Here is a 22,596-nt window from a genome sequence, read left to right on the forward strand (position 1 = left end):
ATCAGACGAACGGCGGCTTGATGTTGCTGCGCTTCTCCAGCCATTCCGGCACCGGAAGGTTCTTGGCGCGCATGAAGTCCGCATTGAACAGTTTCGACTGATAGCGGCTGCCGGAATCGCAGAGCACGGTGACGATGGTCTTGCCAGGCCCGAGCTGCTTGGCCAGCCGCATCGCGCCGGCGATGTTGATCCCGGTCGAGCCGCCGAGGCACAGGCCCTCGTGCTGGAGCAGGTCGTAGATCACCGTGACGGCGTCGGTGTCGGCAATGAGATAGGCGTCATCGACCTTCGCGCTCTCGACGATCGCGGTCGCCCGGTTGAGGCCGATACCCTCGGTGATCGAACCGCCCGGCGTCGCCTTGGCTTCGCCGGTCCTGAAGTACTCGAACATGCCAGCGCCATGCGGGTCGGCACAGGCGATCCGGACGTTCTTGTTCTTTTCCTTCAGAAAGCGGCTGACGCCGGCGAGCGTGCCGCCGCTGCCGACCGAGCAGACGAACCCGTCGACCTTGCCGCCGGTCTGCTCCCAGATCTCCGGCCCCGTGGACTCGTAATGCGCTTTCGCATTGTCGAGGTTGTTCCACTGGTCGGCGAACAGCACGCCATTGGGCTCGGTCTTGCGCAGCTCGTCGGCGAGCCGGCGGCCGACATGCTGGTAGCTGTTGGGATTGGCGTAAGGAAGGGCCGGCACCTCGATCAGCTCGGCGCCGCACAGCTTGAGAAAGTCCTTCTTCTCCTGGCTCTGCGTCTCCGGGATCACGATCAGCGTGCGGTAGCCGCGGGCACTCGCCACGACCGCGAGCCCGATGCCGGTGTTGCCGGCGGTTGCTTCCACCACGAGACCGCCGGGCTTGAGCTCGCCGCGCTTCTCGGCCTCCAGGATCATCCACTTGCCGGCGCGGTCCTTCACCGACTGGCCGGGATTCATGAACTCGGCCTTCCCCAGAATGGTGCAGCCGGTCGCCTCCGAGGCGCGCTTGAGCTTGATCAGCGGGGTATTGCCAATGGCTTCGACAACGTCGTTTCGAATGGTCATGTCAGGGGGAAATCGCTGGCAAGGGGTTGATCAGGTTGGCCAGAACCTAGTGCCTGGGAGACCAAAGGGAAAGGCTTTTGCGCTGCGGCGAAACGGGTGGAAGTGACCGCTCAGGCAATCATATTTTGGGGAAAGATCAGCGAGGAGCTGCGGTGCCGCATCTCGGTGGCATGATTTGTCGGACAACTGTCAGGGTATGGAAGATAATGGTCGTTGCGGCCAACCCTCGCGCCAAATTTCCGCCGGCCGGGGGATGGGGACGACCACCTGCGCAACAGCTGCGTATTCCTTCTCGATCGTTGACGGCTTGGTGAGAATGGCTCGCCACGCTTTGAGGTGGAGCTTAAGCCGCATAGAGCTTGTTGCCGGCCAATGCGCAGCCGGATCAAACGGATCCGAGCGGGTGTGGCGCCGATATCACATGAAATCTTGGTAAGCTTGAATCCGCTTCGTGACGGCAGGAAAATACGAGAAGTCTCTGCAAGACAGCGATATCTTGCACTTTCGTGGCGCGGATATCGACGCATTCGGGCCGCCATCTCGCACCTGCGGGACTGTCCCGCTGTTCCGCGCCCGGCTAGGATGAATCTCAAGGTTCCGCTGAAAGCATCACCTGTGAACGAGTTGCAGAAAGCCCCCCGACTGTCCCGCCGCGAATCGGTTAATCCGGCTGTGCGGTGGCGGCTCGATCTGCCCGGCGGGGGGTGGATGTGACACAGCATGTTCCGGCGATCGTCCTGCGGCGGTCTCTAGGTTCTGCGTCCCGGACGCGCCGTGCGGCGCGCTGGCTCGGAGTGCTGTGCCTCGCCGCCAGTTCAGGCGCCTGCATGCTGACGCAGGATCTTCCGGATCCTGCGCTCGATGTTCCCGCGCAGTACAAATACGCCGGGAAGGGGGATGCGCCGCCGTCGCTGGATTGGTGGCGCGGCTTCCGTTCCGCCGAGCTGACGCAGTTGATGGAGGAAGCGCAGACCGTCAACCTCGACATCGCCGCCGCCGTCTCGCGCATCGTCCAGGCGGACGCCCAGGCGCGGCAGGCGGGCGCGGCGCTGCTGCCGAGCCTGTCGGGCACTGGTCAGGAGACCTATTCGCGCACCTCCGGTTCATCAGCCTCGGGGCTCACCAATGGCGGCCGTGAGGTCGTCAATTACCAGGCCTCGCTCAGCGCGAGCTACCAGCTCGATTTCTGGGGCCAGAACCGCGACGCGCTGCAAACGGCGGAAGAGACGGCGAATGCCAACCGGTTCGATCGCGACACGGTCGCGCTGACGACGCTGGCGGGCGTCGCCAATGCCTATTTCCAGGTGCTGGCCTCGCAGGATCGCATCAGGACCTCCCAGCGCAACATCGCGAGCGCGCAGCGCATCCTTGATGCCGTCAAGGAGCGTCGCAAGGCCGGCACCGGCACCGATCTCGACGTCGCCCAGCAGGAGAGCGTACTGGCCAACCAGAAGGCGCTGGTGCCGCCGCTGCGCCAGACGCTCGACCAGAACGTCAACGCACTCGCCGTGCTGGTGTCGCGGCCGCCGGAGAGCGTGCGCGTGCTCGGCGGCTCCCTGGACCGGATTGCGATCCCGCGCGTGACGCCCGGCCTGCCGTCGGAGCTGCTGACGCAGCGGCCGGACATCCGCCGGCAGGAGGCGCAGCTCGCGTCTGCGACCGCGAACATCGGCAATGCCCGCGCGCAGTTCTTTCCAACCATCCAGCTCACCGGCAATGGCGGCTATCAGAGCTCGGCGCTGGTATCGCTGTTCCAGCCGCATGCGGCCTTCTTCCAGCTCGTCGGGAGTGCGACGCAGCCGATCTTCGACGGCGGCAAGATCCTCGGTAATTTCGAATTTGCCAAGGCGCGGCAGGACGAACTGCTCCAGACCTACCGCAAGACCATCGTTCAGGCCTTCGCCGACGTCGACAATGCGCTGTTCTCGATCAAGCAGACCACGATCAAGCTGCAATTGCAGCGCGATGTCGTCACCGCCTCACGCCGCGCCTTCGATCTGTCGGAGCAGCAATTGCGCGCCGGCACCGCCGACATCGTGACCGTGCTCAACACCCAGCTGACCCTGTTCCAGGCGGAAGACGCGCTGTCGCAGGCCCAACTCGCACGGCTTCTCGCCATCGTCAGCCTGTATCAGGCGCTCGGCGGCGGCTGGGAACCGAGGATGGAGAAACCGGTCAATGCTCTTTAAGCCGGATAAGAAGGATGACGCGAAGGCGGGGACGGTGAGGAAATCGTCGCGCGGCGGCTTCATCTTGACTCTGGTCACGCTCGCGATCCTCGGCGGCCTCGGCTATCTCGGCTGGACCGTGTGGCATCAGCAGCCGCAGCAGGCGAACGGCCGCAACCAGCGCCCCGACCTGCCGGTGCCGGTGCTGGCGGCAACGCCCCGCATCCTGGATGTCCCGGTCTATCTCGACGGCGTCGGCGCGATCCGCGCGCTCAACACCGTGACCGTGCGCTCGCAAGTCGACGGCAAGCTCATCGCGGTCAATTTCACCGAAGGCCAGGACGTCAAGAAGGGCGACGTGGTCGGCGAGATCGATCCCGCGCTCTATCAGGCGACCTACGATCAGGCGGTCGCCAAGAAAGCGCAGGACCAGGCCCAGCTCGCCAACCAGCGCATCGATTTGACGCGCTACGAGCAGCTCGCCGCCTCCAACGCCGGCTCCAAGCAGCAGGCCGACACCCAGCGCGCGCTGGTCGCCCAGACCGAGGCGCTGGTCAAGGCCGACCAGGCCGCGATCGACAATGCGGCGGCGACGCTGAGCTATACCAAGATCGTTGCGCCGATCTCCGGGCGCGCCGGCCTGCGCCAGGTCGACCAGGGCAACATCATCCACGCGTCCGACACCACGGGTCTCGTGGTGATCACGCAATTGCAGCCGATCGCGGTGTGGTTCAGCCTGCCGCAGCAGCAGATCATGCGGGTCAACGCGGCCGCCGCCAAGGGCGCGCTCGCAGTCGACGTGTTCGGCAATGACGGCGTCACCGTGATCGACACCGGCAAGCTGACCGGCATCGACAACCAGGTCGACCAGACCACCGGCACGCTCAGGCTCAAGGCTGAGTTCCCCAACGCCAATTACCAGCTCTGGCCGGGCCAGTTCGTCAATGTCCGCCTCAAGGTCGAGACCTTGATGCAGGCGCTGGTCGTGCCGACATCGGCGGTGCAGCGCGGTCCGATCGGCACCTTCAGCTATGTCATCGGCGAAGACAACGTCGCTTCGGCCAAGCCCGTGACGGTAACGCAGCAGAACGAGCATGACGCGGTGATCGCCAGCGGCCTGTCGCCGAACGACCGCGTCGTGACGACAGGCTTTGCCAATCTGTCCGATGGCTCCAAGGTCGTCGTCGGACGCGACGACCAGACGCCGTCGGCCGACCTCGCGCCGCGCAAGCGCTCGCGCGGGCCGGACGCTCAGAAAAAGGATGGCGCCAAAGACGGACAGGGTAAGGACGGCGAGCCCCGCGCCAAGCGGAGCAGCACCGAAGGCGACCAGAAAGGGCAGACCGGGCCGGCACCAGGACCTGGGGCAACGGGAAGTGGAGCCAAGCAGCCATGATCCCGACAACAGCCGCCTGAGCGGCAGGCGCATCCCATGGGAGTCTCCGAACCCTTCATCCGCCGTCCCATCGCGACCTCGCTGCTCGGCATCGCGCTCCTGATCGGCGGGTTGCTGGGCTATTTCTCGCTCCCGGTCTCGGCGCTGCCGCAGGTCGACTTCCCGACCGTGCAGGTGACGACGCAGCTGCCGGGCGCCAGCCCCGACGTGATCGCCTCGCTGATCACCGCGCCGCTGGAGCGGCAGCTCGGCCAGATCCCGTCGCTGTCGGCGATGAACTCGACGAGCTCGTTCGGCGTCAGCCAGATCTCGCTCCAGTTCGACCTCAACCGCGACATCGACGGCGCGACCCAGGACGTGCAGGCCGCGATCAATGCGGCCGCCGGCGTGCTGCCCAAGACGCTGCCTTATCCGCCGACCTACGCCAAGGTGAACCCGGCGGATGCGCCGGTGATGACGCTGGCGCTGCGTTCGGACACGATCTCGCTGCGGGCGATGAGCGACATCGCCGATACGCTTCTGGCGCAACGTTTGAGCCAGATCTCGGGCGTCGGGCGCGTCTCCGTGCTCGGCGGGTTGAAACCGGCGGTGCGCATCCAGGCGGATCTGGCGCGGCTCGCGGCCTATGGCATCGCAATGGAAGACCTGCGCACTGCGATCGCCAATGCCAACGTCTCCGGGCCGAAAGGCTCGCTCGACGGCGCGCAGCAATCCTACATCATCGCGGCCAACGACCAGATCGCCGCTGCCGATGCCTACAAGCCCGTCATCATCGCCTACCGCAACGGCTCGCCGGTCACGATCGCCGACGTCGCGCAGATCGTCGATGGCCTGGAGAACGACCGCACCGGCGGCTGGTACCAGGGCACGCCGGCGGTCATCATCGACATCCAGCGCCAGCCCGGCGCCAATGTCATCGACGTCGTCAGCCAGATCCGCGCCGAAATCCCGAAGGTCCAGCGCGCCATTCCGGCCGGTGTGAACCTCACCATCGTCTCCGACCGCACCGTCACCATCCGCGCATCGGTGCGCGACGTGCAGTTCACGCTGATCCTCAGCGTCGTGCTGGTGACGCTGGTGGTGCTGTTGTTCCTGCGCTCGCTCAGGGCCACGCTGATCGCGGGCGTCGCGCTGCCGCTGTCGCTGATCACGAGCTTCGGCATCATGTATTTTGCCGGCTTCAGTCTCGACAATCTGTCGCTCATGGCGCTGACGATCGGCACCGGTTTCGTGGTCGACGACGCCATCGTGATGATCGAGAACATCGTCCGCCACATGGAGAACGGTGACGGCCCGATGGAAGCCTCGCTGAAGGGCGCCAGCGAAATCGGCTTCACGGTGATCTCGCTGACGGTATCGCTGATCGCGGTGTTCATCCCGCTCTTGTTCATGTCGGGCCTCGTCGGACGCATGTTCCGCGAATTCGCGCTGACGCTGACGATCGCGGTCGTGACCTCGGCCGTGGTCTCGCTGACGCTGACGCCGATGATGTGCTCGCGCCTGCTGCGGCACGCCCATGAGGAACTGGCGGTGCCGGGCCTCGCTGCGGTCAGCCGCTTCATCGACCGCACCGTCGAGTTCTATCACCGCACGCTGCTCTGGGTTCTGGAGCGCCAGCGCGCCACGCTGGTCGTGACCTTCGCCACGCTGATCGCCACCCTCGCTCTCTACGTCGTGGCGCCAAAAGGCTTCCTGCCGCTTCAGGACACCGCCTCGATCACGGCGGTGACGGAGGCCGGACCCGACGTCTCGTTCGCGGAGATGCAGAAGCGGCAGGCCGAGGCGGCCGACGCCATCAAGGCCGATCCTGACGTGGTCGGCGTCGTCTCGGTGATCGGCGCCGGCTCGGTCAATCCGACCACCAATGTCGGCCGTCTCGTCATGACCTTGAAACCACGCGGCGAGCGGCGCGACGACGTCAGCGTGGTCGTGACCCGGCTGAAGGAGAGGGTGTCGGGCATCCCCGGCATGACCGTCTATTTCCAGCCGGTGCAGGACGTGCAGATCTCGACCCAGTCGAGCCGCTCGCAATACCAGTACACGCTGACCGGCACCGATGCGGCGCTGGTGTCGGAATGGGCGCGCAAGCTGGTTGCGGAAATGCGGCGCGATTCCTTGTTCCGCGACGTCTCCTCGGAGGCGCAGGAAGGCGGCCTGCGGGCGCAGCTCGATGTGGATCGAACGCGGGCGGGCCAGCTCGGCGTGAGCCTGCAAGGAATCACCGACACGCTGAACGATGCCTTTGCGCAGCGGCAGATCTCGACCATCTACGGACAGGCCAACCAGTACCGCGTTGTGCTGGAGGCGCTGCCGATGTACCAGCGCGATCCCTCGATCCTGTCGAAGCTCTATCTGCCGGGCGCCGCGAGCACTACCGTCGGCGCGCCCAACGCCCAGGTGCCGCTGTCGGCGGTGGCGACGCTGAAGCGCACCACCGCGCCGCTTGCGATCTCGCATCAGGCGCAGTTCCCGGCGATCTCGCTCAGCTTCAACCTCGCGCCGGGCGCGGCCCTCGGCGATGCCGTCGAAGCCGTGAAGACGATCGAGACCCGGATCGAAATGCCCAACAGCATCGTCGGGGTCTATGCGGGCGATGCCGCCGAATTCGCCAAGGCACTCGCGGGCCAGCCCTGGCTGCTGCTCGCCGCCGTGATCACGATCTACATCGTGCTCGGCGTGCTCTACGAGAGCTACATCCACCCGATCACCATCCTGTCGACGCTGCCGTCGGCAGGCGTCGGCGCGATCCTGGCGCTGGTCCTGTGCGGGCAGGATCTCTCGGTCATCGGCCTGATCGGCATCATCCTGTTGATGGGCATCGTCAAGAAGAACGCGATCATGATGATCGACTTCGCGCTCGAGGCCGAGCGCCGGCAGGGGATGTCGCCGAACGAGGCGATCGTGCAGGCCTGCCTGCTGCGCTTCCGTCCGATCATGATGACGACGCTGGCGGCGCTGTTCGGCGCGCTGCCGCTGGCGATCGAGAGCGGCACCGGCGCCGAGCTGCGCTTTCCGCTCGGCATCTCCATCATCGGCGGCCTGCTGCTGAGCCAGCTGCTGACGCTCTACACCACGCCCGTGATCTACCTGGCGCTCGACCGCATCAACCGCCGCCTCGAGCAGGCGCTGCCGCCGGCCGAACCCGGCGGCCCGCCGGTCGCGGGCGCGACCGAGGGGATGCAGTGATGGCATCGATCTCGGAGCCCTTCATCCGCCGCCCGGTCGCGACCACGCTGCTGTCGATCGGGTTGTTCCTGCTGGGTGTCGTCGCCTACGAGTTCCTGCCCGTCGCCTCGGTCCCGAACGTCGACTTCCCCGCCATCTTCGTCTCGGCCAGCCGGCCCGGCGCCGACCCGTCCGTGATGGCGGCGACCGTGGCCTCGCCGCTGGAGCGGCGGTTAGGTGAGATATCCGGCATCAACCAGATCACCTCGACGTCGTCGCTCGGCGTCTCCAACATCCAGCTCCAGTTCGACATCGGCCGCAATATCGACAAGGCCGCGCGCGACGTGCAGGCCGCGATCAACGCCTCGCTGGTGGACCTGCCGAGCGACCTGCCGACGCTGCCAAGATTCCGGAAGGCGAACACGGCCGGCGCGCCCGTCTTCGTGCTGGCGCTGACCTCGAAGACATTGTCGGCGAGCGCGATCTACGACGTCGCCGATACGGTGCTGGCGCAGCGCATCTCGCAGGTGCCAGGCGTCGGCGACGTGACGGTCAGCGGCGCCGACCAGCCGGCCGTGCGGGTGCAGCTCAATCCCGTTGCGCTGTCGAACGCCGGCATCGCCACCGACGACGTGCGGACCGCAATCGTCAACGCCAATCCGCTTGGTCCCGTCGGTATCTTCAACGGCGAGCGCCAGAGCGAGACGCTGTCGCTGAACAAGCAGATGCGCACGGCGAAAGAGTTTCGCGACATCGTCATCAAGAGCTCCAACGGCAATTTCGTCCGGCTCTCCGACGTCGCCGACATCGAGGACTCTGTCCGCAACGCCCGCTCGATCGCCTGGTTCAACAAGCAGCCGGCGGTGCTGATCCAGATCACCAAGCAGGGCGATGCCAACGTCATCGATACCGTCGACCGCGTGAAGGCGCTGATCCCCGAGCTGAAGCAATGGATCCCGGCCGGCGTGGACATTTCCACCCTGGTCGATCGCACCAGCACGATCCGCGCTAGCGTCCGGGACATGCAGTGGACGCTGCTGGCAACCGCCATCCTCGTGATGGTCGTCGTGTTCGTGTTCCTGCGGCGGCTGACGCCGACGATCGCGGCCGGCATCTCGGTCCCGCTGGCGCTGGCCGGTACCTGCGCCGGGATGTGGGTCGCGGGCTTCTCGATCGACAATCTGTCGCTGATGGCGCTCGCCATCTCCGTCGGCTTCGTGGTCGACGACGCCATCGTCATGATCGAGAACATGTTCCGCAATCTCGAACACGGCATGCGGCCGTTCCAGGCGGCGCTGGAGGGCGCCAAGCAGATCGGCTTCACCGTGGTGTCGATCAGCCTGTCGCTGATCGCCGCCTTCACCCCGCTGATCTTCATGGACGGCATCGTCGGCCGCCTGCTGCGCGAATTCTCGCTGACGCTCACCTTCGCGATCCTGGTCTCGACGCTGGTCTCGCTGACGGTGACGCCGATGATCTGCGCCCATTACATCCGGCAGACCACCTCCGGCACCGCGACCCTGTTCGATCGCCTGATCGAGGGCTCGCTGTCGCGCATCGTCGCCTTCTACACCCGCACCCTGCGCACCGTGCTGGAATATCCGCTGCTGACGCTGCTGGTGTTCTTCGCCACCATCGGTCTCACCGTGACGCTCTACATCAAGGTGCCCAAGGGCTATTTCCCGACCGACGATTCCGGTTTCGTCATCGGCGCGACGCGGGCCTCGGCCGACATCTCGTTCCAGTCGATGCTCGGCCTCCAGCAGCGGCTCGCCGACATCGTGATGCAGGATCCGGCCGTGGCCGGCATCGGCTCGACCGTCGGCAGCGGAGGCGGGGGCCCGGGAGCGGCGACCTCGAACCGCGGCACCATGTTCATCAGCCTGAAGCCGCCGGAGGAACGCGACCACGTCTCGACGCAGGTCGTGATCGACCGTCTCAGGCGCGCGCTGTTCCCGGTGCCCGGCATCCGCCTCTTCATGTTCGCCGCCCAGGACGTGCGTGCCGGCGGACGGCAGAGCGATTCCGACTACCAGTACACGCTCTCCTCGACCGATCTCGACCTGTTGCAGAAATGGGCGCCGATCGTCGCCAAGCGCATGGAGAGCGTCGAAGGCATCACGGACATTTCCAGCGATCGCGATCCCGGCGGGCTTCAGCTGACGCTCAGCATCGACCGCCAGAAGGCCTCGGCGCTCGGCGTCAGGGTTCAGGACATCGACAACGCGCTGAACAACGCGTTCTCGCAGCGGCAGATCTCGATCATCTACACCCAGCGCAACCAGTACATGACCGTGCTGGAGATCGATCCGAAATTCCAGGTCGATCCCTCCAACCTCGAGCGCATCTATGTCGCCGGCGCGGGCGACGTGCAGGTGCCGCTGTCGGCCGTGGTGCGCGCGACGCGCGGTCTTGCCGCGCTCGCGGTCTATCATTCGCAGTCGTTCCCTTCGACCACGGTGTCGTTCAACCTGTTGCCCGACGTGCCGCTCCAGGCCGCGACGCAGAACATCCAGCGCGCGGTGGAGGAGCTGCACATGCCGGAAGGCATCCGCGGCAGCTTTGACGGCAATGCCGGCGATTTCGCCAGGACCAGCGGCCGCCAGCCGCTGCTGATCCTCGGCGCGCTGGTGGCGATGTATATCGTGCTCGGCGTGCTCTATGAGAGCCTCGCCCATCCGCTCACGATCATCTCGACGCTGCCCTCGGCCGGCCTCGGCGCGCTGCTGGCCTTGCAAATCACCAATACGCCGCTGACGGTGATCGCCTTCGTCGGCATCATCCTCTTGATCGGCATCGTCAAGAAGAACGGCATCATGATGGTGGACTTCGCGCTCGACGCCGAGCGCCAGCGCGGCCTGTCCTCGGCGGCGGCGATCTTCGAGGCCTGCCAGGCGCGGTTCCGCCCCATCCTGATGACGACGATGGCGGCGCTGTTCGCCGGCATTCCGCTGGTCGTCGCGACCGGGCCCGGCACCGAGCTCCGCCGTCCGCTCGGCATCACCATCATCGGCGGGCTGTTCGTCTCGCAGATCCTGACGCTCTACACCACGCCCGTGATCTATCTCTTGATCGACCGCCTGCGGCGGCGATCAGGGCCGCGTCCGCTACCCGCACCGGCGGAATAGGTTGTTGAACCACCGTGCAAAGCGTATAGCGGCGGCCATGTCGAACCTCACTGCCGCCGCGCCGGCCGACCCGATCCCCGAATGCCCGCACTGCCAGAAGCCGATGCCGCTGTGCATCTGCGACAGTGTCACGCCCGTTGAGAATCGCCTTGGCCTCCTGATCCTCCAGCACCCGCAGGAGCAGGACAGGGCGCTCGGCACCGCGCGGTTGACCGCGAAACACTTCCCCAAGGCCGTGGTGCGCGTCGGCCTGTCCTGGCCGAGCCTGTCCAAGGCGCTGGGGCAGCCGGTCGAGAATGCCTCCCATTGGGCCGTGCTCTATCTCGGCTCGGCCCGTGCCGCCGATCTTGAGGCCGAGGCCGAGATCGTGGCGCTGACCCGCAAGGGCGAGGTCGCCGAGAACCAGCGCGCGATCCTCGGCAAGCTCGAAGGAATCGTGCTGCTCGACGGCACCTGGAGCCAGGCCAAGGCGCTGTGGTGGCGCAATCCCTGGATGCTGAAATGCCAGCGCGTGATCCTCAACCCGTCGCGCCCCTCGCGCTACGGACGGCTGCGCAAGGAGCCGCGCAAGGACGGGCTGTCGACCATCGAGGCGGCCGCGACGATGCTTGCCGGTCTCGAACGGCGTCCCGACATCGCCGAGACGCTGCATGCGAGTTTCGAGCGGATGCTGGCGCGCTATCGCGAGGTCCAGGCCGAGATGCCCGAGCTGGCGCCCAAGCCGGTGGTCAAGGACCGCCGGCGCGGTGTCCGGCGCGGCAAGCGAGCCTGACTTCGGTCCACATCGGAAGAGAGGCCGTCGCCGCCAAAGTCGGACGAAGGCGGTTGCCTAAGCCATTGATCCCCTATATTGGTCCGCCCTTACGGGGCCACGTGGCGGAGTGGTTACGCAACGGTCTGCAAAACCGTGTACACCAGTTCAATTCTGGTCGTGGCCTCCATCACAAGCTTCTGATTTTTCAGCAAAAATCAAATTCAGCGCCAGTTCCGCCGATGCCGCTCACCGCCGGCTGCCGGGGTGAGGCGGGACGCCACCACCGGGTTTGCCCGGGGCTTGGCGGGAACCAGCGATTCAGGCCCGATGGCATAGACTTCGCATCTGCGAAGTGATGCATCAGGAACTGAAAGCTGGAGAGCAAGTGAGCGACGTCGTTCGATTTGTCCCGAAATCCGAGCTGGAGCGGGCTCGCCTCATCCGCGAGGCGCGCGCGATCTATGACAGCATCTTTCCGCCGGCCGCACCCGACCGGGTGCCGCAGGACGGCGAGGAGCGCGTCAAGAATTGATCGTGGCCGCGCCGGGTCCCGGCGCGTGGCGATGCCGAACCGCCCAGCAGGCGGGCGCATCCGTTCACGTTGAAGCTGGCCTCAGCAGGCCGCGTACCAGCCGTCCGGAAACGGCAGGATGGGCCAGGCGCCCTCATTGTCGTTGGCGGCTTTGGGCGGTGCGTCGAAGCTCCACGAGCGGGGCACGAATTCCTCCTCCGGCGCGGACGCAAAATCGTCATGGACGATGGCGTCGCGGACGGCATCCAGCAGCAAGTTGAATTCGGCTTCGCTCATCGCACCCTCCGGAACGCGGATGGCGCAATGTCGCAAAGCCGGTTTGTTTCCCGATTGACCCGATCGCTCGCATTTTAACGATCCGGCGATCGGGTCCCGTATGGTTAGCGATTCCTGAAAAATCCCCGCGGGAACTTAGGCATCCCGGGCCGGCCGCCAGTGTGAATGAGATCACATTCTCGGCGGTTTATTTCTCCTACCCCTTCGCACACCGGCCAACGCGGGCCGGTGCGGGCAGGGCAGACAGGAGACTTCGTCATGAAGGCAAGGTTCTTGCGGCTTGCGGGTGTGAGGAGCCGGGCGCGCCGCGCCTCGACGGTCGGGCTGTTCCTGACGCTGTTTGCTTCCGCGGCTCACGCGCAGCAGGGAACGCCCGAGCAGCGCCGGGCCTGCACCCCCGACGTCTACCGGCTCTGCGCCGGCGAAATCCCCAATGTCCGCGCCATCACGGCCTGCCTGCGCCGTAACCGCTCAAGCTTGAGCGAGGCTTGCCGCAACGTGTTCGATCAGGCCGGCGGCTGACATACCGGGTCTGTGAGTTTGTGCGCAGCAAGTGGCTCGTGCGGGCTCGCGAATCCGGCATAGTCATCCTGTGGATATGCTGCGGATAGGCTGTGGAGGAGGACGATCTGCTTCGGGCCTCGTACGTAGATGCGTCCGTAACGCGTCATATCTCTGTCAAGTAACCCAACCGAATGATTCTCTGATCGTGCAGACCACGGCGTAATACGAAATCATTTGGTTCTCCCGAATTCGGAATCGCGTATCGCCGCACCCAAAGCCTGCGAACAGTTTTTGTGCAGCGGCTTGCCCAAATCGCGGGCCCCCACCGTCCAATTTTTTGTACGCCCGCGGACAAGCTTTCCCCGGCGCACTCCACCTAGGCTCGCTCCCGAGATCTGGAACATGGCCAGTGCCATGACAATTCGAAGGAGCTGGAGATGGAGAGACGGGTATTGCCCCAAATACGGCGGAACGTGCGGCGGGGGATCGCACGCGCAGCGTTGCCGTGGCGGAAGGTCGCGCTCGGCGCCGCCATCGCTCTCGGCGTTCTCGCCGCTGCACCGCTGAGCGCGCAGGCCGCAGCGCCCGCCGCCTGCGCCGCGCTCCAGGAGAAATATCCGGACTGGAAGGGCAAGACGCTCGTCAACGCCATCAACCCGCACACGCCGGGCTATGAGACGATCGATCCCAAGGACCCCAGCAAATATATCGGCTTCGACATCGATCTCGGCGAGGCCATCGGCGAATGCCTCGGTTTCAAGCTGACCTACAAGCCGGTGACGTTCGCGGCACTCCTCACCACGCTCGCCGCCGGACAAGCCGACATCGTCATCTCCGACATCTACGCCACCAAGGAGCGCGCCAAGGCCGCCGACTTCATCACCTATTCAAAGGTGTTCGACGGCGTGTTGGTCGCCAAGGGCAATCCGAAGGGCATCAACGGCATCAACATGTCGATGTGCGGCGCGGCTGCCGCCGAAAACACCGGTTATGTCGAGGTGCCCCTGATCCAGGCCCTGATGCCGGAGTGCAAGAAGGCCGGCAAGCCCGAGCCGACCGTCCAGCTCTACGACAACAACGCCAACTGCATCCAGGCGATCCTCGCCGGCCGCGCCGACACCTATGTCAACGACGTCAACACCGTCGACAGCGCGGTGAAGGCCTATCCGGACAAGCTGGAGAAGGCGATCGCGGTGACGATCCCGTATTCGGTCGGCATCGCCGTTCCCAAGGACAAGCCGAAATTCCGTGACGCCGTGCTCGCCGCGCTGATCGAGGTGCAGAAGGCCGGCACGCATATGGAGCTTCTGAAGAAGCATGGGCTCGACGTGAACAACTTCAAGGAGCCGGACATCCTGACGGCCGACTAGAGCAGCGGGCGGCCGCTGCCGACTTCACTTCTCCCCGGCGGGGAGAGGTGAAGCGCGTGCCCTGAATGTCCTTCTTCAACAAGAATCGCCCCGCTCCGATGACGGTCGACTGATGTCGCTGTTCTTCCATTACCTGAGCATGCCGTATCTGCTCGAGGGCATCGAGCTCACCCTCGAGGTGACCGCCCTCGGGCTCGGCGGCGGACTGATCCTCGGATTGATCCTCGCCGGCATGCAGCTCTCCCGCTTCTGGCTGCTGGCGGCGATCGCCAGGGCCTACACCGTGATCTTCCGCGGCACGCCGCTGATCCTGCAGATGGTGTTCGCCTACGACGCGCTGCCGCATATCGGCATCAAGCTGCCGGCGGTGCTGGCGGCCGGCCTCGCGCTCGCCTGCAACGAGGCGCCGTTCATCGCCGAGATGCTGCGGGCCGGCGTGCTCGGCGTCGATCGCGGCCAGGTGACGGCCGGGCAGGCGCTCGGCATGACGCCGCGGATCCTGATGTGGCGGGTGATCGCGCCGCAGGCGATCCGCACCATGATCCCGGCTTTCGGCAACGAGGCCGTCAGCGCGCTGAAGAACTCCTCGCTGGCCTCCGTCGTCGCGGTCCAGGAGCTGACCTTGCGCTCGACGCAGCTGGCGTCCTCGACCTTCGACTTCTTCTCGATCTTCTTCGCCTCCGGCCTTCTGTATCTCGTGCTGACCTTTGCCATCAGTGCCATCCAGCTCTTCGTCGAATGGCTGCTCGACCTCGATCGGGCGAAGGGGCGCCAGCGCAAGCTTGCCGATTACCTGCCGTGGCGCCGCGTCGATCTCGGCACCAAGCTCGAACTTGCCGCGATCGCCGTTGATGATCCGGAGCCCGCACCGGCAGAGCTGACCGCCACGCCGCCGCTGGCGCTGACCCGCGAGGAGCGCACCCGCCGCGCCGCGACCATCGCGCGCAACAACATCGCGGTCGAGGCCAGGGACCTCACCAAGCGCTATGGCGCCCAAAAGGTGCTCGACGGTCTGGACCTGACGGTCCGTGTCGGCGAGGTGGTGGCGCTGCTCGGGCCCAGCGGCTCCGGCAAGAGCACGCTGCTCCGCTGCATCAATCATCTCGAAAACTGGGACGCCGGCACCGTGCGCGTCGGCGGCCGGCGCCTCGGCTTCGGCGAGAACGGCAAGCCGCTGTCACCCCGCGACCTCGCCAACGAACGGGCCAGCGTTGGCGTCGGCATGGTGTTCCAGCAGTTCAACTTGTTCGCGCATCTCTCGGCCAGGGAGAACATCGCCGGCCCCTTGCGCTGGGTCCACGGCATGACCCGGATCGATGCCGAGCGCCGCGCCACCGAGCTGCTCGACCGGGTCGGGCTGTCGCATCGCGCCGATGCGCTGCCTCGGCATCTGTCCGGCGGCCAGCAGCAGCGCGTCGCCATCGCCCGCGCGCTTGCACCGAACCCGAGCGTGCTGCTGCTGGACGAGCCGACCTCCGCGCTCGATCCCGAGCTCGTCAGCGAGGTGCTGGAGGTGATCCGGCGGCTCGCCATCGACGACGGCCTCACCATGATCATCTCGACGCACCAGATCCGCTTCGCCGATGAAGTCGCCGACCGCGTCGCCTTCCTGAGCGGCGGCGCGATCATCGAGGAGGGGCCGGCGCACGAGGTTCTCACCAACCCCCGCAATCCGCTGACCGCGCGTTTCCTCAGCGTGATGGAAGCCGACAAGATTCCGGAGGCGGTGCGATGAACGCCGTCGCCACAAGGTCCAAGCCCCCCGAAGAGGCCACCTCATGAAGCATTTCACGCTGCCGGTTTCACCGAGAACCGTCCACTGGGGCTATTTCTCCAGGAAGGTCGCTCCGGCCCTGACGCTGCGCTCCGGCGACCGCGCCACCATCGAGACGCTGACCCATCATGCCAACGACGATTACGAGCGCATGATCGCGGGCGATCCCGGCGCCGAAAGCGTGTTCCAGTGGACGCGCGAGCACAAGGCGGTCGCGCGCCGCGGCTCGGGTCCGGTCGAAGGTCCCTTCATCCGCGGCGCAGGCGAGGGGATCGGCGTGCATCTCCTCACCGGGCCGGTCGCGATCGAGGGTGCCGAGCCCGGCGACATCCTGGAGGTTCGCATCCTCGACGTCCGGCCGCGGCCGAGCTGCAGCGCCTGCCATGCCGGCCGCTGCTTCGGCTCCAACGTCGCGGCGAACTGGGGCTTTCACTATCACGATCTGATCGAGGAGCCGAAGCCGCGCGAGGTCGTCACCATCTTCGAGCTCGACACGTCGGGCGAGCCCTACGCCAAGGCGGTCTACAACTACGTCTGGACGCCGCAGACCGACCCCGACGGCATCGTGCATCCAACCATCGACTATCCCGGCGTCCGCGTCGATCACGCAACCATCAAGAAGCGCGAGAACATTCTCGCAAGCGTGAAGGTGCCCGCACGATTGCATTTCGGCACCATGGGCCTTGCGCCATCGGAAGCCGATTTCGTCAGCTCGATCCCGCCGAGCTACACCGGCGGCAACATCGACGACTGGCGCATCGGCAAGGGCGCGCGGATGTTCTATCCGGTTGCGGTTCCCGGCGCCTATTTCTCGGTCGGTGATCCCCATGCCGCGCAGGGCGACAGCGAGCTCGGGGGCACCGCGATCGAGACCTCGCTGACCGGCGATTTCGAATTCATCCTGCACAAGAAGGCCGATCTCGCCGGCACCAATCTGGAAGGCCTCGACCATCCCATGCTCGAGACCGATCAGGCCTGGTCGTTCTACGGCTTCACCTATCCGAACTATCTCGCCGCGCTTGGCGCAGACGCACAAACCGAGATTGCCAATCACAGCAGTCTCGACCGTGCGATGCGCGATGCGTTCCGCAAGCTGCGCCGGTTCCTGATGACGGTGCATCGCCTCAGTGAGGACGAGGCGATCTCGCTGATGTCGGTCGGCGCCGATTTCGGCGTCACCCAGGTGGTCGACGCCAATTGGGGCGTGCACGGCACGATCCGCAAGAACATCTTCCGGTGCGACTGAGGCTCTCCGCCTCGTCATTCCGGGGCGAGGCTCTAACACGTTGAAGGTAAGCCGATTTTCAGGATGCACGCGTGACCAACGAACCTCATCTGCGGCCCGTCGCGGCGACGGAGGATCGCGTGCGTCTGGCACGGAGGTTGCTTCGATCGACGGCAGTCTGGGTCGATCCGATGAGCTTCCGGCCGTTCACAAGCGAGTCCTATGCGCAAGACGACCGCCCCGAAGCCTGGCGGGACGTGCTGGCTGCCGTCGGCCTGCAACCCGCGACCGGCCATCCCTTCCTCGATGGGCACGCAACGGCGTCACATCGGCAGGCCTCGGGCGTCGCGCTGACGCGCATGGCCGCGGGCGCGCAAAGCATCGCGCCCCTCGCGCAAGCGAATGAAGAGCTTCCGATCGCGCTGATACCGGTTGAGGACGGCATGGTGCTCAAGAGCGCCCGCGGCCACCGCATCGTTCCCGTCGGCCATCTCGTGCTGCTGCCGCGCAGCGGGGACTGGAGCATCGTGTTCCAGCGCGACATGCGGGCCATCGTGTTGTCGGTGACCTCGGAAGCGCTGCACGGACGCCTCTCGGGCAAGCCGCGGCTCGGCGAGCCCCGGGTCGTTCCGCCCAGCGGCTTTGCCGATGTGTTCTCGCGCTTGCTGGATGCGACCGCGCGCACGCTCGACACCCTGAGCGATGCCGAATGGAATGCGGTCGCGCAGAGCCTCGTCGATCTCCTGCTGACGCTCGCGCATCAACTGGCGGCCTCGACATCCGATGCCGGATCGAGCGCGACACAGGCCGCGCTGCTGCACCGGATCTGCCAGACCATCGAACGCCGGCTCGACGATCCCGAGCTGGTGCCCGCGCGCGTCGCGCAGGTCGAGGGGATTTCCGAGCGCTACTTGCAGAAGCTGTTCGAGACGGTCGGCGACAATTTCACCCACTACGTCCGCGAGCGCCGGCTCCAGCGCGCCTGGGCCGACCTGTCCAATCCGACGGAGGCGCATCGCTCGATCTCCGAGATCGCCTACGCCTATGGCTTTGGCGATTCCGCGCATTTCAGCCGCGCCTTCCGCCACCGCTTCGGCCTGCCGCCGCGCGAGTTCCGCCAACAGGAGGCGGAGCGCGCGACGTCGCAGCACGGGATCACCGGCCAGCGCGGCTGGCCGCAGGAGGCGCTGGCGCAGCTCCGCGCGCATCAGGTGGGTGCGGAGGTGCGCAGCAATGTGCTGCGTGCAGCCTCCGATGAACCGAGAACGGCTGGACGCAAGCACCATCATCTACCGATCGAGGCCAATCGTGTTCATTGGGGCTATTTCAGCCGCTCGCTCTCGCCGCAGCTCGAGATCGCCTCGGGCGATACCATCACCATCGAGACGCTGACCCAGCACGCCTCCGACGACCCCGAGCTGATGATCGCGGGCGATGCCGCCGCCGAAAGCGTGTTCGGCTGGACCAGGCAGAAGAAGAACGTGGATCGTCGCGGCGCCGGCCCGATGGACGCCAGCGTGTTCGGTCGCGGCGCCGGCGAAGGCTTCGGCGTACACATCTGCACCGGCCCCGTGGCGGTGAAGGATGCCCAGCCCGGCGACGTGCTGGAGGTGCGGATCCTCGACATCGTGCCGCGCGCGAGCCGCCATCCGAAACATGCGGGCCGCGTGTTCGGCTCCTCGGTCGCGGCCTGGTGGGGCTATCATTACGACGAGTTCCTGTCAGGACCGAAGCCGCGCGAGGCGGTGACGATCTACGAGATCTTCGACGATGCCGATGCGCCGCATGCCCGCGCGCTGTATTCCTATCGCTGGGAGCCGCAGACCGATCCGTTCGGCGTCGTGCACCCCACCTACGATTATCCCGGCGTTCCCGTCGCGCCCGGCACCGTGAAGCGGCGCCATGCGGTGCTTGACGGCATCCGCATTCCCTTGCGGCCACATTTCGGCGTGATCGCGGTGGCGCCGCGCGAGGTCGATTTCATCGACTCCGTGCCGCCGTCCTATTTCGGCGGCAATCTGGACAATTGGCGGCTGGGGAAGGGGGCGGCCGTCTTTCTTCCGGTCTCCGTTCCCGGCGCGCTGCTGTCGGTCGGCGATCCCCACGCGGCGCAGGGCGACGGCGAGTTGAGCGGCACTGCGATCGAATGCTCGATGACCGGCACCTTCGAGGTGATCCTGCACAAGAAGGCCGACCTTGCCGGCCAGCCTTTCGCCGATCTCTCCTATCCCCTGATCGAGACCGCGACCGACTGGGTGCTGACCGGCTTCAGCCATCCCAACTATCTCGCCGAGTTCGGCGCGCAGGGGCAGAGCGAGGTCTACGCAAAATCCTCGCTCGACCTTGCCATGAAGGATGCCTTCCGCAAGATGCGACGCTTCCTGATGAACGTGAAAGGTCTCAGCGAGGACGAGGCGATCGCGCTGATGTCGGCCGCCGTCGATTTCGGCGTCACGCAGGTCGTCGACGGCAATTGGGGGGTACACGCCATCCTCAGCAAGCGCCTGTTCGAGAGCGCACCGTAACAAGGACAATCCCGGTGAAATTCCACATGATCAGCGGCGGACCGAAGCCGGTCGCGCCCTTCAGCCACGCCGTCGAGACCGACGGCTTTGTCTTCGTCACCGGCCAGATGCCGGACACGCCGCAAACGCCGGGCATGCTGCCCGAGGGAATCGTGGCCCAGACGCGAGCCGTCATGGAGAACCTGAAGGTGGTCCTCTCAGGTCTCGATCTCGGCCTCGAGCACGTCGTGATGACGCGGATCTACCTCACGCGTTTCAAGGAAGACTATACGGCTATGAACGAGACCTACCGCACGTACTTTGCGCCCGGCCGGCTGCCGGCCCGCACCTGCGTCGGTGTCACCGGGCTTGCCTATGACGCGCTGATCGAGATCGATCTGGTGTGTCGGCGGCCGTGAGGCCGTAGGTCCGTAGGGTGGATTAGCCCGCGGCTGCGCGTAGCGCGGTCCGCGGCGTAATCCACCTCTTCAGTCTCCGCGGCGGCAGACGTGGTGGATTACGCTTCGCTAATCCACCCTACGCACCCACAACTCCTTGCGCTGCCCGTCGGGCAAGACACGCTAGGCATGGGGCAATCCATGCCTACCAAAATATTCGCCTTTACAGAATTTCTGATTTGTCGCATTGTCTCACCACCTCATCCCGGTCAGAGGGGCGTATCGCGATCGTCACGACATGCGGGGTGAGCTGCGGTGGACGCTAGTCACATCGGCGCGATAGGCATCGCAGGGCGGGCAACCGTGAGCGAAGGATGTCGCGCACACGACCGGTGTGATCAGCGTACGGCAAAACCGTGTCGTCCTGGCGCCCGGGGTCTGTGCGCCAAGTCTTGCGGTGATGTGGCGGCCCGACCGGGCACGCGCATCAGCGATCGGCAAGGCGACGGGGGCAACAGTGCATCGCTCCCCGGGGAGAACTCGGCATAAGCCGTCAAACCACTGCGCAGGGAAGGCCGTGTGTTGGGCTTCACCTGTATGCCGCTGTGCAGATTTTTGTTGCCGCCTTTCGCACAGTGGACCGTGGGTGCCCGGCCGGCACCCGGTCTTCCCTGCGCCCTCTGACATCGGAGGGTGTCGCGACGAAGCAAAGCTCGGGCGAAGCAGGTCGCGAGGATGCGTAGGTGTGTCTGCGAACTGAGATGCGTGTTGAGCAAGCGCGACGGCGCCCCTTGCTCCGTCATTGCGAGCGCAGCGAAGCAATCCAGAATCCCTCCATGGAAAGACTCTGGATTGCTTCGTCGCAAGAGCTCCTCGCAATGACGGCGTGGAGGAAACGTGCGCTTGAACTTCGGTCTCGTGCCCCGGACGCAGCGCAGCGCTTCCCTGGCGATGCGAAGCATCGTCCACTTCGGCGGTGCGCTGCAGAGCCGGGGCCCATGCAGCAGCGTGCCGTGCGGCCTCCTGGGTCCCGGCTCTGCGCTCCGCTTCGCTACGCTTGTCCGGGATACGAGAGATGGGCGAGCATGATTGCCAGCCTTGAACGCACGAGAGACCGCCAGCGACTAACCCATGGAGTGCCCAAGGATCAGTGGAACGTGATCGAGCTTCCCCTTCCTAAAGCACCAAAATGGTGCTTTAGTGCTTTCCATGATCCAATCACCCCGAAACGCGCCGTCCGCGCTGCGTTACAGGCTTGCCCCTGATCCGGCCGCCAAGGCCGCCATGGAGGCGACGTTTAGGGCCTATGACCGGATGATGGAGATCCTGGATGAGGTCGCTCGGACCCATAATGTGGGTTCCAACGTGGTCCTGCTGCACGCCCATGCCTATGAGCCGATCCGGAAAGCAACCGCACTGCCGTCGCGGCTGGTGACGCTGGGCTTGCGTGACCGCGCCGACTATCGCGTCGCCCAAGGGCGCCGCCTGCCGCTCGACGACAAGCTCGCCAAGATCAAGGGTCCCGCCACCATTTCGATTGCGACCGTGCAAGGGCGCTTCAGCGTGCCCTTCGACTACGCCGGTTATGCCGAGGGCTGGGGGCAGAGCGCGCCCGCACACCTGATCCGCACCGACGACGGCTTTGAAGTTCACTACGGCGTCACGCCGAACAGTCTGCCAGAGGAGGAGAACGCCATGGATACCATCGCTGCCGCCCCCGACAATTTCCTGTCCCGGGTCGGGCGCCTGATCGCCGCGATCGCCTATGACGCGATCGAGCAGGCGGAAGGCAAGAACAAGCTGAAAGTGGTCGGTCAGGCCATCCGCGAGATCGAGCGTGCCGAGAGCGAGGCACGCGACGCGCTCGCGGCTGCGCGCGCCGAGGAATACCGCCTCAACGCGCGCCGCACCGAGATCGAGCGCGAAATGACCGATCTCACTGCCAAGATCGAGAGCGTGATCGCTGATAGCCGCGACGATCTCGCGCGCGCCGGCATCGCGCGGCAGATGGACCTGGAGGCACAGTTCGAGGTGCTCTCCCGCGCCATCGACGAGAACAATGAGAAGATCGAGCAATGCGTGACGTCGCTGCGCGCCGTGCTGTCGGCATTGCAGGATGCCGAGCAGCGCCGCGCCGATCTCGCAAAGAGCGAGGCGGTCGCAAGCCACCAGGCCTCGACCTCGCCCGGGAAGCCCGGCGGTGCCTCGGCAGCGGCGAAGGCGCTACGTGCGGGCAGGGCGGTGGCGCGCGCCACCGGCGTTCCCGCAGCCATCCCGTTTTCAAGTGACATCGACGAGCTCAGCACGTTGCATCGCGACAAGGAGATTGCAGCGAGGCTGGCGCGGTTGAAGTCGCGCTCCTGAGT

General features: G+C 65.8%; 15 protein-coding genes and 1 tRNA gene. 14 read left to right on the forward strand and 2 right to left on the reverse strand.

The annotated features are described in order from the left end of the window. Position 1 precedes the first annotated feature (1 nt). Positions 2-1,036, reverse strand: coding sequence for a cysteine synthase A (locus tag E4K65_RS08275; RefSeq protein ID WP_135173693.1), 1,035 nt, complete (start codon positions 1,034-1,036; stop codon positions 2-4). Positions 1,037-1,740: 704 nt separating this feature from the next. Here E4K65_RS08275 and E4K65_RS08285 point away from each other — a divergent pair. The 7 genes from E4K65_RS08285 (at position 1,741) to E4K65_RS47065 (ending at position 12,179) form a co-directional block, all read left to right on the forward strand. After that, on the forward strand, positions 1,741-3,225 hold the full coding sequence (locus tag E4K65_RS08285) for an efflux transporter outer membrane subunit (protein ID WP_135173694.1): 1,485 nt from the start codon (positions 1,741-1,743) through the stop codon (positions 3,223-3,225). Then, on the forward strand, positions 3,215-4,600 hold the full coding sequence (locus E4K65_RS08290) for an efflux RND transporter periplasmic adaptor subunit (RefSeq protein ID WP_135173695.1): 1,386 nt from the start codon (positions 3,215-3,217) through the stop codon (positions 4,598-4,600). Before E4K65_RS08285 ends, E4K65_RS08290 begins: the two co-directional genes overlap by 11 nt. A gap of 36 nt (positions 4,601-4,636) precedes the next feature. Then, a complete protein-coding gene (locus tag E4K65_RS08295; RefSeq protein ID WP_135173696.1) occupies positions 4,637-7,786 on the forward strand; it encodes an efflux RND transporter permease subunit in 3,150 nt (1,049 codons plus the stop codon). Continuing rightward, the gene (locus E4K65_RS08300; RefSeq protein WP_135173697.1) at positions 7,786-10,893 is read left to right on the forward strand and encodes an efflux RND transporter permease subunit; all 3,108 of its coding nucleotides are present in this window, start codon (positions 7,786-7,788) and stop codon (positions 10,891-10,893) included. Before E4K65_RS08295 ends, E4K65_RS08300 begins: the two co-directional genes overlap by 1 nt. 37 nt (positions 10,894-10,930) lie before the next feature. Continuing rightward, entirely contained in the window at positions 10,931-11,665 is a 735-nt protein-coding gene (locus E4K65_RS08305) for a tRNA-uridine aminocarboxypropyltransferase (RefSeq protein ID WP_135173698.1), read from the forward strand. A 95-nt stretch (positions 11,666-11,760) separates the two neighbouring features. Next, positions 11,761-11,834: transfer RNA gene (locus E4K65_RS08310), tRNA-Cys, on the forward strand. Between the two features lie 198 nt (positions 11,835-12,032). Then, a complete protein-coding gene (locus E4K65_RS47065) occupies positions 12,033-12,179 on the forward strand; it encodes a hypothetical protein (protein ID WP_165448159.1) in 147 nt (48 codons plus the stop codon). Between the two features lie 81 nt (positions 12,180-12,260). On the opposite strand, the gene E4K65_RS08320 is transcribed toward E4K65_RS47065, so the two are convergent. Next, positions 12,261-12,455: a hypothetical protein gene (locus tag E4K65_RS08320; RefSeq protein WP_135173699.1), complete on the reverse strand. Its 195-nt coding sequence runs from the start codon at positions 12,453-12,455 to the stop codon at positions 12,261-12,263. Positions 12,456-12,713: 258 nt separating this feature from the next. On the opposite strand from E4K65_RS08320, the gene E4K65_RS08325 reads away from it, so the two are divergent. From E4K65_RS08325 to E4K65_RS08365, 7 genes are all read left to right on the forward strand, one after another. Continuing rightward, positions 12,714-12,977 (forward strand): hypothetical protein, encoded by a 264-nt coding sequence (locus tag E4K65_RS08325; RefSeq protein WP_135173700.1) that lies wholly within the window; start codon positions 12,714-12,716, stop codon positions 12,975-12,977. Between the two features lie 419 nt (positions 12,978-13,396). Beyond that, the gene (locus E4K65_RS08330; protein WP_135173701.1) at positions 13,397-14,329 is read left to right on the forward strand and encodes an ABC transporter substrate-binding protein; all 933 of its coding nucleotides are present in this window, start codon (positions 13,397-13,399) and stop codon (positions 14,327-14,329) included. A 112-nt stretch (positions 14,330-14,441) separates the two neighbouring features. Beyond that, positions 14,442-16,064 (forward strand): amino acid ABC transporter permease/ATP-binding protein, encoded by a 1,623-nt coding sequence (locus E4K65_RS08335; protein WP_135173702.1) that lies wholly within the window; start codon positions 14,442-14,444, stop codon positions 16,062-16,064. Positions 16,065-16,107: 43 nt separating this feature from the next. Continuing rightward, positions 16,108-17,349 (forward strand): acetamidase/formamidase family protein, encoded by a 1,242-nt coding sequence (locus E4K65_RS08340; RefSeq protein ID WP_135173703.1) that lies wholly within the window; start codon positions 16,108-16,110, stop codon positions 17,347-17,349. A gap of 170 nt (positions 17,350-17,519) precedes the next feature. Further along, entirely contained in the window at positions 17,520-19,853 is a 2,334-nt protein-coding gene (locus tag E4K65_RS08345; RefSeq protein WP_167770655.1) for an acetamidase/formamidase family protein, read from the forward strand. 14 nt (positions 19,854-19,867) lie between these two features. Further along, a complete protein-coding gene (locus E4K65_RS08350; protein ID WP_135173705.1) occupies positions 19,868-20,251 on the forward strand; it encodes a RidA family protein in 384 nt (127 codons plus the stop codon). Between the two features lie 1,179 nt (positions 20,252-21,430). Beyond that, the gene (locus E4K65_RS08365; protein ID WP_135173707.1) at positions 21,431-22,594 is read left to right on the forward strand and encodes a PspA/IM30 family protein; all 1,164 of its coding nucleotides are present in this window, start codon (positions 21,431-21,433) and stop codon (positions 22,592-22,594) included. Positions 22,595-22,596 lie beyond the last annotated feature (2 nt).

This window comes from Bradyrhizobium niftali (assembly GCF_004571025.1).
GTDB lineage: Bacteria > Pseudomonadota > Alphaproteobacteria > Rhizobiales > Xanthobacteraceae > Bradyrhizobium > Bradyrhizobium niftali.

Excerpts from the sequence above, each read along its gene's own strand:
- E4K65_RS08275 (WP_135173693.1), bottom strand. The coding sequence starts at position 1,036 with ATGACCATTCGAAACGACGTTGTCGAAGCCATTGGCAATACCCCGCTG.
- E4K65_RS08290 (WP_135173695.1), top strand. The coding sequence starts at position 3,215 with ATGCTCTTTAAGCCGGATAAGAAGGATGACGCGAAGGCGGGGACGGTG.
- E4K65_RS08295 (WP_135173696.1), top strand. The coding sequence starts at position 4,637 with ATGGGAGTCTCCGAACCCTTCATCCGCCGTCCCATCGCGACCTCGCTG.
- E4K65_RS08300 (WP_135173697.1), top strand. The coding sequence starts at position 7,786 with ATGGCATCGATCTCGGAGCCCTTCATCCGCCGCCCGGTCGCGACCACG.
- E4K65_RS08305 (WP_135173698.1), top strand. The coding sequence starts at position 10,931 with ATGTCGAACCTCACTGCCGCCGCGCCGGCCGACCCGATCCCCGAATGC.
- E4K65_RS08320 (WP_135173699.1), bottom strand. The coding sequence starts at position 12,455 with ATGAGCGAAGCCGAATTCAACTTGCTGCTGGATGCCGTCCGCGACGCC.
- E4K65_RS08325 (WP_135173700.1), top strand. The coding sequence starts at position 12,714 with ATGAAGGCAAGGTTCTTGCGGCTTGCGGGTGTGAGGAGCCGGGCGCGC.
- E4K65_RS08330 (WP_135173701.1), top strand. The coding sequence starts at position 13,397 with ATGGAGAGACGGGTATTGCCCCAAATACGGCGGAACGTGCGGCGGGGG.
- E4K65_RS08335 (WP_135173702.1), top strand. The coding sequence starts at position 14,442 with ATGTCGCTGTTCTTCCATTACCTGAGCATGCCGTATCTGCTCGAGGGC.
- E4K65_RS08340 (WP_135173703.1), top strand. The coding sequence starts at position 16,108 with ATGAAGCATTTCACGCTGCCGGTTTCACCGAGAACCGTCCACTGGGGC.
- E4K65_RS08345 (WP_167770655.1), top strand. The coding sequence starts at position 17,520 with ATGAGCTTCCGGCCGTTCACAAGCGAGTCCTATGCGCAAGACGACCGC.